Genomic DNA, 13,991 nt, shown 5'->3' with positions numbered 1-13,991 from the left:
TTCCTGCGGTGCTGGAGCAGAAGGTGGTCGGGCGGGAGGCCTGGCGGGCTTGGCGCTGGCTGGTCCGGAAATATGGGGATATAGCGCCTGGGCCGGTTCCGGAGGGGTTGACCGTGATGCCGTCGCCTGAGGTGTGGCGGCGGGTGCCGTCGTGGGATTGGCATCGCGCGGGGGCGGAAGCCGTACGAGCCAGGACGATTATCAATGCGGCGCAGCATGCGGAGAAGCTGGAGGGCGGGTCGAGCGCGGAGGCCGATCGGTTGTTGCGGGCGCTGCCGGGGATCGGGGTGTGGACTTCGGCTGAGGTGCGGCAGCGTGCGCATGGTGACCCGGATGCGCCGAGTGTGGGGGATTATCATCTGCCGAGCGTCGTGGGCTACGCGTTCACCGGCCAGAAGACCGACGACGCGGGCATGCTGGAATTGCTCGAACCCTTCGCCGGGCATCGCCATCGGGTCATCCGGCTGATCGAACTCAGCGGGATCCGCCCGCCCGCCCGGGGTCCGCGGATGGCGGCCCGGGACTATCGGTCCATATAGCCCGGTCCTGAGCGGCCACGGCCGACCGCGTAGGGTGCGGCCTATGGCGCCAGAGGTAACAGGGGACCGGATCAATGGGAACGCGATGCGGCGGGCGCTTGCTCGCGCGCGCGATGGGAAGACGCTCGATGTCGCCGAGGCCGCTGTGTTGTTGCGGGCCCGGGGAGCCGATCTGGACGTGCTGCTCGAACATGCCGGGCGGGTCAGGGACGCGGGTCTCGCGGCGGCCGGGCGGAGCGGTGTCGTCACCTACAGCAGGAAGGTTTTCATCCCGCTGACGAGGTTGTGCCGGGATCGATGCGGTTACTGCACGTTCGCGACCGCGCCGCATCGGCTGGAGAGCGCGTTTCTCGGACCTGACGAGGTGCTGGAGATCGCCCGCCAGGGTGCGGCGCTCGGCTGCAAGGAAGCCCTGTTCACGCTCGGCGACCGCCCCGAAGACCGCTGGCATCAGGCGCGGGAATGGCTGGACGCCCACGGATACGACGACACGCTGTCCTATGTCCGGGCGATGGCCATCCGCGTCCTGGAGGAGACCGGCCTGCTCCCGCATCTGAACCCCGGCGTACTGACCTGGCGCGACCTGCAACGGCTGAAGCCGGTCGCCCCTTCCATGGGCATGATGCTGGAAACCACCTCAGAGGCCCTCTTCCTAACAAAAGGCGCGGCCCACTACGGTTCCCCCGACAAAGATCCCGCGGTACGGCTCCGCGTCCTGGAAGACGCGGGACGGTCGAATGTCCCGTTCACGACCGGCATCCTCATCGGCATCGGCGAAACCATCGAGGACCGCGCCGAGTCGATCTTCGCGATCCGCCGGGTCGCCCGCGAGTACAGCGGGATCCAGGAAGTCATCGTCCAGAACTTCCGCGCCAAACCCGACACCGCCATGCGCGGCCTGCCCGACGCCGACCTGCACGAACTGGCCGCCACGATCGCGGTCGCCCGCCTGGTCCTCGGCCCCCGGACGCGCATCCAGGCCCCGCCGAACCTGATCGGCGCGGAGTACGCGCTGATGCTCCGCGCCGGAATCGACGACTGGGGCGGCGTTTCCCCGCTCACCCCCGACCACGTCAACCCCGAACGCCCGTGGCCGCACATCGACGAACTGGCCACCCGCAGCGCCGACGCCGGATTCACCCTCCGGGAACGTCTGACGATATATCCGGAATATGTGCTCGCCGGAGAGCCGTGGCTCGACCCTCGGCTGCGTGAGCACGTGGCCGCGCTCGCCGATCCGGTCACCGGGCTGGCCCGCGAGGACGCGGTTCCGGTCGGGCGTCCGTGGCAGGAACCGGATGGAGGGTTCGTTTCCCTCGGGCGTACGGATCTGCATACGGCGGTGGACTCCGAAGGACGTACCAACGATCGTAGGGATGACTTCGACCACGTCTACGGGGATTGGGACGCGCTGCGGGATCGGCTGCCCGCCGGAAGCGCGCCGGTGCGCGGGGACGTCCGGGAGGCGTTGCGGCAAGCCGAGAAGGATCCCGCCGGGCTCACCGACGCGCAGGCGCTGGCCCTGCTCGGGCTCGCGGGCGACCAGAACGGTACCGGCGCCGACGACGACGGCCTGGGCGAACTGGCCAGGATCGCCGACGGCCTGCGTCGCGAAGCCGTCGGGGACGATGTCACCTATGTCGTGAACCGGAACATCAACTTCACCAACGTCTGCTACACCGGCTGTCGCTTCTGCGCGTTCGCCCAGCGGCGTACCGACGCCGACGCGTACACCCTCAGCCTCGATCAGGTCGCCGACCGCGCCGAGGAAGCCTGGGCGGCTGGGGCCACCGAGGTTTGTATGCAGGGCGGCATTCACCCGGATCTGCCTGGCACGGCCTACTTCGACATCGCCCGAGCGGTCAAGGCGCGCGTGCCGGACATTCACGTGCACGCGTTCTCGCCGATGGAGGTGATCAATGGAGCAAGCCGTACAAACCTATCCATTGAAGACTGGCTGACCGGCGCCCGCGAAGCAGGCGTCGACTCCCTCCCCGGCACCGCCGCCGAAATCCTCGACGACGACGTCCGCTGGGTCCTCACCAAGGGCAAACTCCCCACCCGCGAGTGGATCGACGTCATCACCACCGCCCACCGCCTCGGCATCCCCACCACTTCAACAATGATGTACGGCCACGTCGACACCCACAGCCACTGGATCCAGCACATCCGCCTCATCCGCCGCATCCAAGAACAGACAGGCGGCTTCAGCGAATTCGTCCTCCTCCCCTTCGTCCACCACAGCTCCCCCATCTACCTGGCCGGCGTCGCCCGCCCCGGCCCCACCTCCCGCGAGAACATCGCCATCCACGCCCTGGCCCGAATCCTCCTCCACGGCGCCATCGCCAACATCCAGTGCTCCTGGGTAAAACTCCGCGACGACCTCTGCCGCACAGTCCTCACCGCCGGAGTAAACGACCTGGGCGGCACTCTCATGGAAGAAACCATCAGCCGAATGGCCGGCTCAGAAAACGGCTCCTACAAAACCATCACCGAACTAGCAGCCATGGTCACCCCCACCGGCCGCCCCCTCCGCCAACGCACCACCTCCTACGGCACCCCCTCCGCAGAAAGACAAGCCGCCGCCCAGGCCAGCGACGGAGTATGTCGCACCGTCCGAAGAGTGCTCCCTATGGTCTGATTTACGGCGACCGACGTCCGCGCGCGGACCTACGATCAGGCGGAGCCGCGGTCGGCTATTTCGATTGTGTGCAGCGAGTGTTCAAGCGCGGACGGGGGCTGCGCCAGCATGCCGCCTGAAACGCCGACGGCTGGACGGCCGGGGGTGGTTTTTGGGCAGAGCGAGGGTGAACGTGGCTGGGATGCGATCGAGGCTGGGTTCCAGGCGGCTACCCGCGCTCTTGAACAGCGGCCTTCTCATCAGCACGTTCCCGCAACGCTCAGGTCGGACATCCCTCATGAAGGTTTTGTTACCTGTCGGTACATTTCCGTACAACTTCAACAGGATCGAGTCGCATGGGTCGAGGGTCACCGTGCATGGGCACATGGGCGCATAGCCATCCGAGATTGAGGTCTGGGTTGGGGGCCTACCCAAATCGGCATGCCTGCAATCGGAGTGACCGCGCTGGTCTGGGCGTTCATTGCGTATCGACGCCGTGGCGGCACTGCCCCGCGCTAACAGAACGCCAGCCACGAAGGGGACGAATCGTGCCAAGAACTAACTTTACGAAAAGTTACCCCATGTGTTAGACATGATGTGATCGTACTTATGTTCGCCTTATAACCCCCCTTGTTGGCGGGCCGCTGCACCTCAGCTAGCCCCTGGTTGTTCTCCTGGAGTGTGGCGTGGCCGTTCAGCGTGCGCGGGTTTTGTCATGCGTTGGCGTCACCGGGTTGGTGGCGGCCCTTCTGATCTCCGGTGTCGGTGTCCCGGACGTGCTGGTGCCCGCCGCTTCCGGTGCCGCGGTGGAGCCGACTAAAGAGCCGTCCATCGGCGGTCGTCCGGTTCCTGTCGCGCGGGTGGAACCGGGGGCGGAGGATCTGCAGGAGCCGCCGGTACGGCGTGCGGTGGTGTGGCCGAAGGCCGGGTCAGCGCAGGTCGCTCTTGCCCAAGGCACGTCGGTGGCGGTGGGAACGTTACCGATCAAGGTTGGTCCGCCCGAATCGTCGCCCGTCAAGGCCGGCCCGGCGGCCCGCACGGGTGCCGCAGAGAAGCAAAGACCCTCTACCGGCAGCCCGAGCAAGGCTCCTGCGGCCGTCCGGGTCGATACCTTTGACGACGCTACCGCTCGCCGTCTGGGTGGGGTGGGTCTGGCGGTGCGGGTGTCGCGGGCCGACGCGGTCACCTCGACCGGGCAGGTCAGCGTGAGCGTGGATTATTCAGGTTTCAGCGCTGCCTACGGTCCTGGTTTCGCTTCGCATCTGACCTTGCGCCGCCTGCCCGGATGCGCGGTCGCGCCGGATCCGGCCGCTGACTGTGCCTTCGAGGCGCCGCAGGCGGTTGCGGTGGTCAATGACATCAAAGCCGAGACGCTTACGGCGGTGGTGGAGGCCGCGCCGCAGGCCGATGCCGCTGTCTACACCGTGGCGGTCGCGGCGGCGGCCACGGGCGGCGGCTTGGGCGGGGATTTCGCCGCCACGGATCTGAAGCCGTCCGGGACCTGGCAGGTAGGCCCTTCCGCTGGCGCGTTCACCTATTCGTACGCGATTCCGGCCGCGCCCGGCCCGTCCGGCAGCGCACCCACGTTGTCGTTGGACTACAACTCCGCCTCGGTGGACTCCCTCACCAACAACACCAACAACCAGGCCGGATGGGTGGGCGTCGGCTGGGAGCTGTCAGGTGGCTTCATCGAACGCCGGTTCTCCCGGTGCTGGCTGACGCTGCCCGATAACAGTGAGACGCCCCAGTTGTGCTGGAACGCCGAAGACGACCTGACGTTGTCGGTTGGCGGGCGCTCCTCCCGCATCGTCAAGGTCGCCGGGGTGTGGCGGACGGTGGAGGACTACGGGTGGAAAATCGAGCAGATTGACACCGGCGGAGCGGCCGCCGCCCCCTATTGGCAGATCACCACCCAGGACGGGACGCGCTACCGGTTCGGGTATCACCGTGACTCCTCCTTGCAGGTGCCGTTCATGGGACCCAACGCCGGGGATCCCTGCGGCAACAAGTACAACGCGTTCATCCCGGCGAACAAGTTCTGCTACGCGCCGTGGCGGTGGATGCTGGACCAGGAGATCGACCCCAAGGGCAATGTGATCGACTACACCTATGCGCGGGAGACCAACCGGTACTGCCTGGCCAACGGTGACGACTGCCAGCTGACCGGCTACAACCTGGAGTACGACCGCGGCGGCTACTTCTCCCAGATCACCTACGGCTCCAACACCCAGGTGACCGGGTCGGCGGCGACCGGCCGGCTGGTCTTCACGGTGGAGGACCGGCCGAACGGTCAGACCTCCGACATCCCGACCTGGCTGCTGTGGCTGATGGGATGCGACCCGCCCACTCCTTTCTGTCTCTACTCCGCCGACGGGCCGACCTTCTACATCACCAAACGCTTGAAGTCGGTGCTGAACCAGACGTGGAATGGCTCCGGCGCGGTCTGGGACGATGTCACCCGGCTCGACCTCGGCTACACGATGATCGAGACCGGGCCCGCCGACAGCGGCGGCGTCCCGGGGGAGTGGACCAACTCGGTGCTGTGGCTGGACGGCATCACGCGGGTGGGCCTGGCCGGCGGCGGTCCCGATATCGCGCTGCCCAAAGTCACCTTCGACGCGGTCCAGCTCGTCAACGACAAGGACGGCCAGCTCGCCCGTTTCCCCCGTATCGCGGCCGTCGGCAACGAGATGGGCGGGCGGACCGAGGTCTCCTACGGCCGTCCCCGCGGCTGCAACCTCAACACCCAATCATTGGCGACCACGCGCGATGATGCGGGCTATGACTGTTACTGGGTCTTCACCGGCGAAGGCATGGACCACACTGGCGAGACCTACTACCAGGGTGATGTCTTCAACAAGTGGCAGGTGATCAGAACCGTCGACAAGGATCTGGTCGCCGGCTCTCCCGACATGGTCAGCACGTATGAGTACGTCGGAACACCGGCGTGGGCGCAGCCCGCCGGGTTCGATGAGAACCTGCCCGGCTCCTACGACGTGCCCCGCCCCGACTGCGGCATTCCCCCCGGCTTCCCGTTCCCGCTCCCGTGTACCGATTGGAAGAACAGCTGGACCGAATGGCGCGGTTACCCGACCGTCCGGACGGTCCGTGGCAGCGGCAGCGACCCTTCCCAGTACAGCGTGAGCACGGCCACCTTCTATCGCGGCCTGTATGAGGATCCCCTGGCCGACGGCACCCCCAAGGGTGCGACGGTGACCGACTTCGAAGGCCAGGGCACCAACGACTACCGTGTCCTGTCCGGCCGGACGCTGCAGGAACAGACCTGGCACGCCACCGGCTATACCGCACCCACGCCCACCTGCCAATACCCGGCCTGGTCATCGACGACCAGCTACATCCAGTTCCTGTACCGCGTCTCCTCCGACGGGCACGACTGGCTCGCCATCCAAAACAGCATCAACAAGCGTCCGGCCACCAACCCGGCCTACTGGGAGGACCTGGGCGCCTGCCCCACCTTAGGATCGGGAACCACCGGCCTGGTCGAAGACGCCGGTATCCGCTACGAGTACGCGCGAGTGGTGACCGGCGATGGCCCCGGCATCGCCGACCCGCACCAGGTCAACCAGACCCGCCAGGTTGCCCGGGAGAAGGTGCCCTCCGGCTGGCGCTACACCGAGACCGCCACCACCTTCAACGCCGATGGCCTGCCGACCAAAGTCAACGATTACGGCGAACGCGGCGTCGCCGCCGACAACATCTGCACGGCCACCACCTACGCCCGCAACACCACCGCCGGCGCGTGGATGATCGCCTCTCCGGCATCCGTAGAACGCCGGGCGGGCGACGACTGCACCTCGGGCACCTTCCTGGGTCGGACCCTCACCCTCTACGACGGCGCCACCAGCGAGGCCTCCAACGCGCCCACCACCGGAAATCCGACCGAAACCCGCACCTACACCAGCGGCAGCGACTTCACCACTGTCAAGGCCGGTTACGACGGCTACGGCCGGAGCGTGTCTTCCACCGACCCGCTGAACAAGACCACCACCACCTCTTACAGCCCGGCAACGGGACTACCGGTGGGTGGGGTGACCGTGACCAAACCCCTCGGCCATCTCCACACAACCTGGACGGCCCCATGGGGCGGCGTAGTTGGAATCCGCAACGCGGACGGCCAGGATACCAACATCGACTACGACGCCCTCGGACGTGCCACCATGCTGTGGACTCCAGAGCAGCCGCGCTCCGGCGGAGTCCCGGCCACGAGCGTGACCTACACGATCCCGGTCAACGGCAGCGGCGTGATGACCGGCCCCGCCCGCACCGCCGTAGCCACACTGCAATCTGGGACCGACTACGTCACGACAAACACCTATGAGGATGGCCTCGGCCGCGCCCGGGAAACTCAGACGGCCTCCCCGTCCGGTGGACGAATCGTCACCGCCACTCTCTACGACCCGCGCGGCCTGATCTCCAGCACCACAAGTCCCGCTCACAACACCGCCGCCCCAGGGAGCGGCCTGCTCAATGCCGCCCCTGCGTCTTTCCCGCAGTGGACCAAGAACATCAACGACAGCCAGGGACGCACCACCGCCGTCATTGAGATGGGCGGCTCGACAGAGCATCGTCGCACGACGACGGCCTACTTCGGCGACCGAACGGAGGTGACGCCCCCGCTCGGCGGCAAGATGGTCACGTACTCGGACATCAAAGACCGGGTCACTAAGGTAGAGGAGTGGAAGGACGCCACTAATCACTACGACACGCTCTACGAGTACGACCACAACGGCGCGCTGACCGAACACACGGACGCCAACGGCAAGGTCCGGACCTTCGGCTACGACATGCTCGGTCACCGGACTAGTGCGCAGGACCCCGATTCGGGGGACGTCACGCAGGGATACGACGCGGCCGGGCGACTGATCTGGTCGATCAACGCCAAGGGCGAGAAGATTTCGACCGTCTATGACGCCCTCGGCCGCAAGACCGTGCTGTGGTCGGGCGAGCCGGAGACGGGGACGAAGCTCGCCGAATGGGTCTACGACACCCTGTCTAAAGGCAAGCTCACCTCCGCCACGAGTTACCGCGGCGGTCAGCCATACACCACCGCCATGACTGGCTACGACCCGATGGGCCGACCTACGGGCGCCACAGTGACCATTCCCTCCAGCGAGGGCGCGCTGGCGGGTTCCTACCCTGTCACCAGGGCGTACAACGCGGCCGGTCAGATTACTGACACTGGCATGCCCGCCGTAGGCGGCCTCCCGGCCGAGACGGTGACCTCCAGTTACAGCCCGCTTGGCCTCCCCGACCGGCTCACCTCACCGCTCGGCACATACGTCGACGCCACCGCCTACACCTCCACCGGCCGCCTCTCCTCACGCTCGTACGGCCCCAACGGCAAGATCAAGCGCACAATTGACTGGAACCCGGCCACCGGCCGGATCAACCGCGACACCACCCAGACCGCAGCGGACACCGCCAGCCCGGTTACCCGCCTGGACGACCAATACAGCTACGACATCTCTGGCGAGATCAGCGGCATCCTGGACGCTACCACCGCCGTCACCGGCAGTCCCGGCCAGTCCGAATGTTTCGGCTACGACGGCCTGCGCCGCCTCTCCGCCGCTTTCACCACCACCGCGACCGGCTGCACGGCGGGACCGGACACCCTAGGCATCGACCCTTACAACCAGACCTTCACTTACGACGGCGTCGGCAACATCACCACACTGACCAACGGTGCCCAGACCGCCACCTACGCCTACCCCACCGGCCCGGCAGCGGTCCGCCCGAACGCGGTCACCTCCATCACCCGCACCACCCCCGGCAGCGGCACCCTCGCCCTGCAACGAACAACAAAGCCCGGCCCTCACCACACGGCCAGAAACAACAGCGCCAAACCCGCCGCAACGGGACAGGCCGCCTTATCTGCCCCACAGCAGCCACCCGCCAAGCCCTTGACCGCCTCCGTCCAGGACGGGCCGCAACTGGTGGCCGCCTACGGCATGAACGAAGGCACCAGCACCACTGTCACCGACAGCTCCGGCCAGGCCAACCACGGCACCACCACCGACACCACCTGGACCACCGGCAAATACGGCCAGGGCCTGGAGTTCAACGGCGACACCAGCTGGGTCACCGTCGCCGACGCCGCCTCCCTCGATCTGACCACCGGCATGACCCTGGAAGCGTGGGTCAAATCCGACGACAACCTCGGCTACCGCACCCTGATCCAGAAAGAAAACGGCGACAACCTGTCCTACGGCGCCTTCACCAGTACCTTCAGCGAACCCCCCAGCGCCTGGATCGTCGACCCCAGCGGCGACTTCACCGGCTCCGCCGCCACCACCAACCTGCCGATCGGTCAGTGGGTGCACCTGGCCGCCACCTTCGACGGCGACAGCCTCGACTTCTACTACAACGGCGTTCTGGCCCACTCCGAACCCACCGACCTGACCATCGACACCGGCACCGGCCCGCTCCGCATCGGCCATAGCGGCATCTGGGATGAACCCTTCGACGGCACCCTCGACGAGATCCGCATCTACAACGGTGCCCTCACCGCCGAGCAGATCCTCGCCGACATGAACACCCCCATCGGCACAACCCCCTCCCCTTCACCCAGCCCGTCGCCCCCACCGTCCCCGTCCCCAAGCCCGTCCCCGTCGCCCAGCCCCACCCCGACGCCCACAGACCCACCCGGCGACGGCGTCGACACCTACACCTACGACGACGCCGGACAACTCGCCACCCGCAACGTCGCCGGCAAAGACGGCACCTTCACCTGGAACGAGCTCGGCCAGCTAGAAAAGGCCACCATCGACGGCGACGACACCGCGATGGTCTACGACGCCGACGGAGAACGGCTAATCCGCCACGAACCCAACGGCACCGCCACCCTCTACCTGGACGACATGGAGGTCCAGGCGAGTGGTGGACAACTCACTGCGACTCGCTACTACTCCAGCCCTGACGGGGTGACTGTCGCCATGCGCTCCACCGGCGACGGCCAGAGTGGCGGCGTCAAATGGCTCACCAGTGGCCTGCACGGCACAACCCAACTCGCCATCGACGACGGCACCGGCCAGGTCCACCGCGAACGCTACCTCCCGTTCGGACAGCGCCGCGGTACCGATGATCTCTTCTTTACCGACCGAGGCTTCCTCGGAAAGATCGAGGACGACTCCACCGGGCTCGACTACCTTTCCGCTCGCTACTATGATCCGTCCATCGGAAAATTCATCTCGACGGATCCCATGCTTGATCTGCGGAAAGCGCAGTGGAGCAATCCCTATGGTTACGGCGGGAACAACCCGGTCGGCCTGTCCGACCCGGCGGGCCTGAGCGTGCAATCCAATTGTGAGCGGTTCTCGACGGATCCGGAACTGGAGAGACAATGCCGCGCCGGACTGTCAAACGAGCATCAAGAAATCATGGCGGAAGCCGATCGGTTCATAGTCCCGAACGCGCCAGTATGGACTGATGGCAAATTCGCGAAGTACAGAGCGCTCAAGATGGTCAGCGAGCGGGCAGCGAAAGACTATGTCCATAGTTTCAAGAAGAAATGGATTGCCGCATACAAAAAAGTCATCAAGGCGGCCGCCGCGAAGTATGGGATTCCCGCCTGGGTGCTAGCCGGCGTGGCGTTTGAGGAAGTCGGCGGAATGTCGCGCAATGCCGACCAATTCAAACAGGCGAAGGATGGCATCTACACATCTTTCGGTGATGTTTCGATGAATATCGCAACGGCCGCCGACGTCCTGGGATACGATGCGAATAATCTGCCGCCGGGCAAGAAGAACCAGATCATCAGCTCCCTCATGGATCCCGTGCAGAACATATTCATGGCCGCGAAATACTTGCGCATGGTGTCTCCCCAGGCAGGGCCATGGTCGAAGGAAACGGCCTTCAAGGCTGCAGCAAAATACAATGGGGGCCCGGGGGGTTGGAAGAATAGCGAATCCCAGGGCTATGCGCGCAGGGTCATTCGCAATCAAAAGATGCTCGAGGAGCTATTAAGGTGAGTTCGGAACTGGCTGAAAGAATGGATCGGCAGGCGGCCCGCCTCCGTGAGCAGTTGACCTACTGGGCGTACGTTATCGGTGGCGTGCTAGGAGTCTCGACGAGCTTCGTCACGGGAGTCCACAAGTACGAGTTTACGGATTCTCCGCAGATCGATCAGGATGCGGTCGGTGTGGGAATTCTGTTTACCGGAATCGGTTTGATCCTGTTGCTCGGCGGCGTGGTGATCCGGAGAAGGTCCAAGGCGTCCTGGATAATCCCTGGCTTGTTCTTCGTGATCGGAGTTCTTCGCCTCATATGGTTATTCGGCCTGCCGCCGCGATAACTGAACCTATTTCGTGCGCCCAGCGGAACGGGGAGATTTGCCGTGATGTCTCGACTTTGGCCGTTATGCGATTGCGTAAGCCCAGGTCGGCCCGTATCCGTTGATTTTCGTGAGGTCAGCTTAGTCTCTCAGTTGTAGATCTCTGAGGTTGCCGTAGATTCGGGGCTGTGCTGGGGTGGCCTGGCGCTTGCTTGGCGGGCTGGGGCTGGCGGGGCCGGTGATGTCCCCCTGTGTGGGCACCGGGGGAGGCGCTGTCGAGGTGGAGGGCGGCTTGCCCGGCGTCGATCTCGGCGGCGGTGCGGACGTCATGGACGGTCAGGAAGGCGGCGGCCAGCTGGGCCAGCGTGATGTGCCGGTACCAGCCGTGCCAGGAGCGGACTTCATAGTCGGCCAGCCCGCAGGCGGATTTGCCGAGTTTGATCGCCTCTTCCACCCGCCAGCGCGAGCCGGGCACCAGCACCAGGTCCTCGACCGGGCTGTCGGCCGGTCCCCAGGCGAGGTGGTAGTCGCGCTGATCGGGCCGGCCGGGCCGGCGGCGGGTGATCATCCAGCGCGCCCACGAGGCGGTACCGCCGATCTCGGCGTTCAGGTCGGGGATACGGCGTACCCACCACTGCCAGATGCGGCCATCGAGCTGGGAAGGCGCGGCAGGCAGCTCCCATCCACTCGTCCTCGCCGGCCATCCGCTCCACCAGCCGGGCGTGACCTCGTCGGGAACGTGCGCGGCTGCGCGTCGTTCGTGGTCACCGGTCCCATTCCCGCGGCAGGTACAACTCCCGATCGATCATGGCCCGGCCGCCAGCCGTGGCCCAGGCAGCCATCACTCCGACCTGACAGTTGACCACTGCGCCCGCGCTCCCCGAGTACTGGCGGGCCACCCCTGCCGAGCTGCGGCCCCGCTTGTCGAACGCGGTCTCATCGATGACCAGGACCCGGCTCCGCCCGGTACCGCCCGGCCCGGTCAGGCCGCTCAGCACGTAGGCGCGGACGACGAAGTCGCGCAGCTCATCGGGCGTCCCAGCGGGCCCGGTCCAGCAGGTGCTGTTGCCCCCACGGATGGACATCCCCGCCATGCTCAGCAAGCTGCCATCCGTTCTTTCGCGACACCGGCCCAGCAACCCGCGGCGGCGGCCTGCCGCCGCAGATCCGCCCGCAGGAAGATCCCGGCTATCTCAAGCAGCAGGTTTTCCAGCTGGTCTGACCATTCCTCGGCCCACTCCTGATCGGTGATGACCGGACCGATCTCCAGCATCGGCGCACGCATACCCCAGCGCTATCCCGTCCGGCAGCGTCGAGAGAGCTACCACGAAGGTGAGAATCTCCACTGCTGAGGGATTAGCCGGGGCTGCCGTAGTGGTTGCAATGGGGGCAGGCCATTGTTGAGGTGCCTTCGTGGATTGTGCAGGCGCATGGGAAGTGGCCGCAGTAGAGGGAGGTGGAGCCTGGGGAGCCGTTTGCGTTGCGGATTTTGGTTTCGCCGTGGCTGATGATTTGGAAGGCGTGTGGGGTTGAGTCGTCGTTTGTGATCTGGATTTGCCAGTTGTTGGCGGGGCGGTCGAGGGAGACGCGTGCCAGGTATACGTCGTATTCTTTTCTGATCCAGGTTGCGGAGCCTACGACATGGTCGTCGGTGTCGATGTCGGTGTCGGTGATGGGCTGGGCGTTGGGAAATTCGGTCAGGGTCACGGATGGGCCTGAGTCGGCCTTGAGCTTGATCATCGGTGGTCGTTGGGGGGCGCGGGAGCCGTTGTGGCCGAAGTCGACGACTCGCAGGAGCATCGTGCGCTCGGAGTCGGGGGGTGTCGAACCCGACGTAGTCGCTGGACTCTCCGGCGTCCAGGTGGAGCGGAGCTGATGAACTGAGTAGTTGCTCGGATTTCATGACTTAACCACCCGCAATCTGATGGGCTAGTCTCTTTCCGGGCTTTTCTCACACCGGTCGATCTATGAGTATTTATGTGCCCACTAGCGGCGCGTCGGCCTACAGAACGTATGGCAAATTCGCGCTAATTCTCGGACGATGTTGGGCTTGTGGGTGATTGGTTAGCGGATGATGGTGTAGTCGGCGGGGTTTCGGGGGGCGCGGTCGCGGGGTGGGGAGGCTGGGTGGCCGATGGCTACCGTGCCCATGGGATCCCAGTTGTCGGGGAGGTTGAGGATCTCGCGGACGGTGGGGCGGCAGAACATGGTGGAGGAGACCCAGGCGGAGCCCAGGCCTTCTACGGCCAGGTGGATGAGGAAGTTCTGGACGCCTGCGCCGGTGGCGACGGTGAACATCTCGCGTTCTGCGGTGTTTCTGCGGGGGTCGGGGTAGGTGTGGGAGCCGTCCATGACCAGGCAGGGGACCGCCAGGTAGGGGGCGTTTCGTAGGACGTCGCCGCGGCGGAGGCGTTTGGCTATCGAGGATTCGGTGAAGCCGTCGGCGCGGAGGTCGGTGATCCAGGCTTCGCGCATCGCGTCCAGGAGGGCGGTGCGGGTGGTGGGGGTTTCGAGGAGGACGAAGCGCCAGGGGGTGGTGTGG

The 13,991-nt window shown here is 65.8% G+C and carries 8 protein-coding genes and 1 pseudogene; 4 read left to right on the top strand and 5 right to left on the bottom strand.

From position 1 onward, the window contains the following. The 4 genes from Aple_RS31335 to Aple_RS31320 form a co-directional block, all read left to right on the top strand. A partial coding sequence (locus tag Aple_RS31335) for a DNA-3-methyladenine glycosylase family protein (protein WP_373869658.1) occupies nt 1-539 on the top strand: 539 nt, incomplete at its 5' end. Between the two features lie 43 nt (nt 540-582). Further along, nucleotides 583-3,180, top strand: a complete 2,598-nt coding sequence (locus Aple_RS31330) for a bifunctional FO biosynthesis protein CofGH (RefSeq protein ID WP_281361628.1) — start codon at nt 583-585, stop codon at nt 3,178-3,180. Nucleotides 3,181-3,896: 716 nt separating this feature from the next. Then, on the top strand, nt 3,897-11,147 hold the full coding sequence (locus Aple_RS52875; protein WP_218038579.1) for a LamG-like jellyroll fold domain-containing protein: 7,251 nt from the start codon (nt 3,897-3,899) through the stop codon (nt 11,145-11,147). Further along, nucleotides 11,144-11,470 (top strand): hypothetical protein, encoded by a 327-nt coding sequence (locus tag Aple_RS31320; protein ID WP_155348319.1) that lies wholly within the window; start codon nt 11,144-11,146, stop codon nt 11,468-11,470. The genes Aple_RS52875 and Aple_RS31320 overlap by 4 nt, the downstream gene beginning before the upstream one ends. A gap of 115 nt (nt 11,471-11,585) precedes the next feature. Here Aple_RS31320 and Aple_RS31315 read toward each other — a convergent pair whose 3' ends face one another. The 5 genes and pseudogenes from Aple_RS31315 to Aple_RS31295 all read right to left on the bottom strand — a co-directional run. Then, on the bottom strand, nt 11,586-12,017 hold the full coding sequence (locus Aple_RS31315; RefSeq protein WP_155348318.1) for a hypothetical protein: 432 nt from the start codon (nt 12,015-12,017) through the stop codon (nt 11,586-11,588). A 165-nt stretch (nt 12,018-12,182) separates the two neighbouring features. Next, nucleotides 12,183-12,402 (bottom strand): annotated as a pseudogene (locus Aple_RS56645) (transposase); the annotation flags it as partial. 143 nt (nt 12,403-12,545) lie between these two features. Beyond that, nucleotides 12,546-12,722, bottom strand: coding sequence for a hypothetical protein (locus tag Aple_RS31305; protein ID WP_155348316.1), 177 nt, complete (start codon nt 12,720-12,722; stop codon nt 12,546-12,548). An 83-nt stretch (nt 12,723-12,805) separates the two neighbouring features. Beyond that, nucleotides 12,806-13,189, bottom strand: a complete 384-nt coding sequence (locus tag Aple_RS31300) for a hypothetical protein (RefSeq protein WP_155348315.1) — start codon at nt 13,187-13,189, stop codon at nt 12,806-12,808. Between the two features lie 324 nt (nt 13,190-13,513). Then, on the bottom strand, nt 13,514-13,991 hold a 478-nt coding region (locus tag Aple_RS31295; protein ID WP_174889900.1), incomplete at its 5' end, for a nitroreductase family protein.

The organism is Acrocarpospora pleiomorpha, assembly GCF_009687885.1.
GTDB classification, from domain to species: domain Bacteria; phylum Actinomycetota; class Actinomycetes; order Streptosporangiales; family Streptosporangiaceae; genus Acrocarpospora; species Acrocarpospora pleiomorpha.
Note: the sequence above shows the minus strand (reverse complement) of the source record. Positions and strands in the feature narration are given on the sequence as shown.

Bases quoted from the DNA above. Each gene is read 5' to 3' on its own strand.
- Aple_RS31315 (WP_155348318.1), bottom strand. From the start codon at position 12,017: ATGATCACCCGCCGCCGGCCCGGCCGGCCCGATCAGCGCGACTACCAC.
- Aple_RS31330 (WP_281361628.1), top strand. From the start codon at position 583: ATGGCGCCAGAGGTAACAGGGGACCGGATCAATGGGAACGCGATGCGG.
- Aple_RS31300 (WP_155348315.1), bottom strand. From the start codon at position 13,189: ATGATCAAGCTCAAGGCCGACTCAGGCCCATCCGTGACCCTGACCGAA.
- Aple_RS31305 (WP_155348316.1), bottom strand. From the start codon at position 12,722: ATGCTGGAGATCGGTCCGGTCATCACCGATCAGGAGTGGGCCGAGGAA.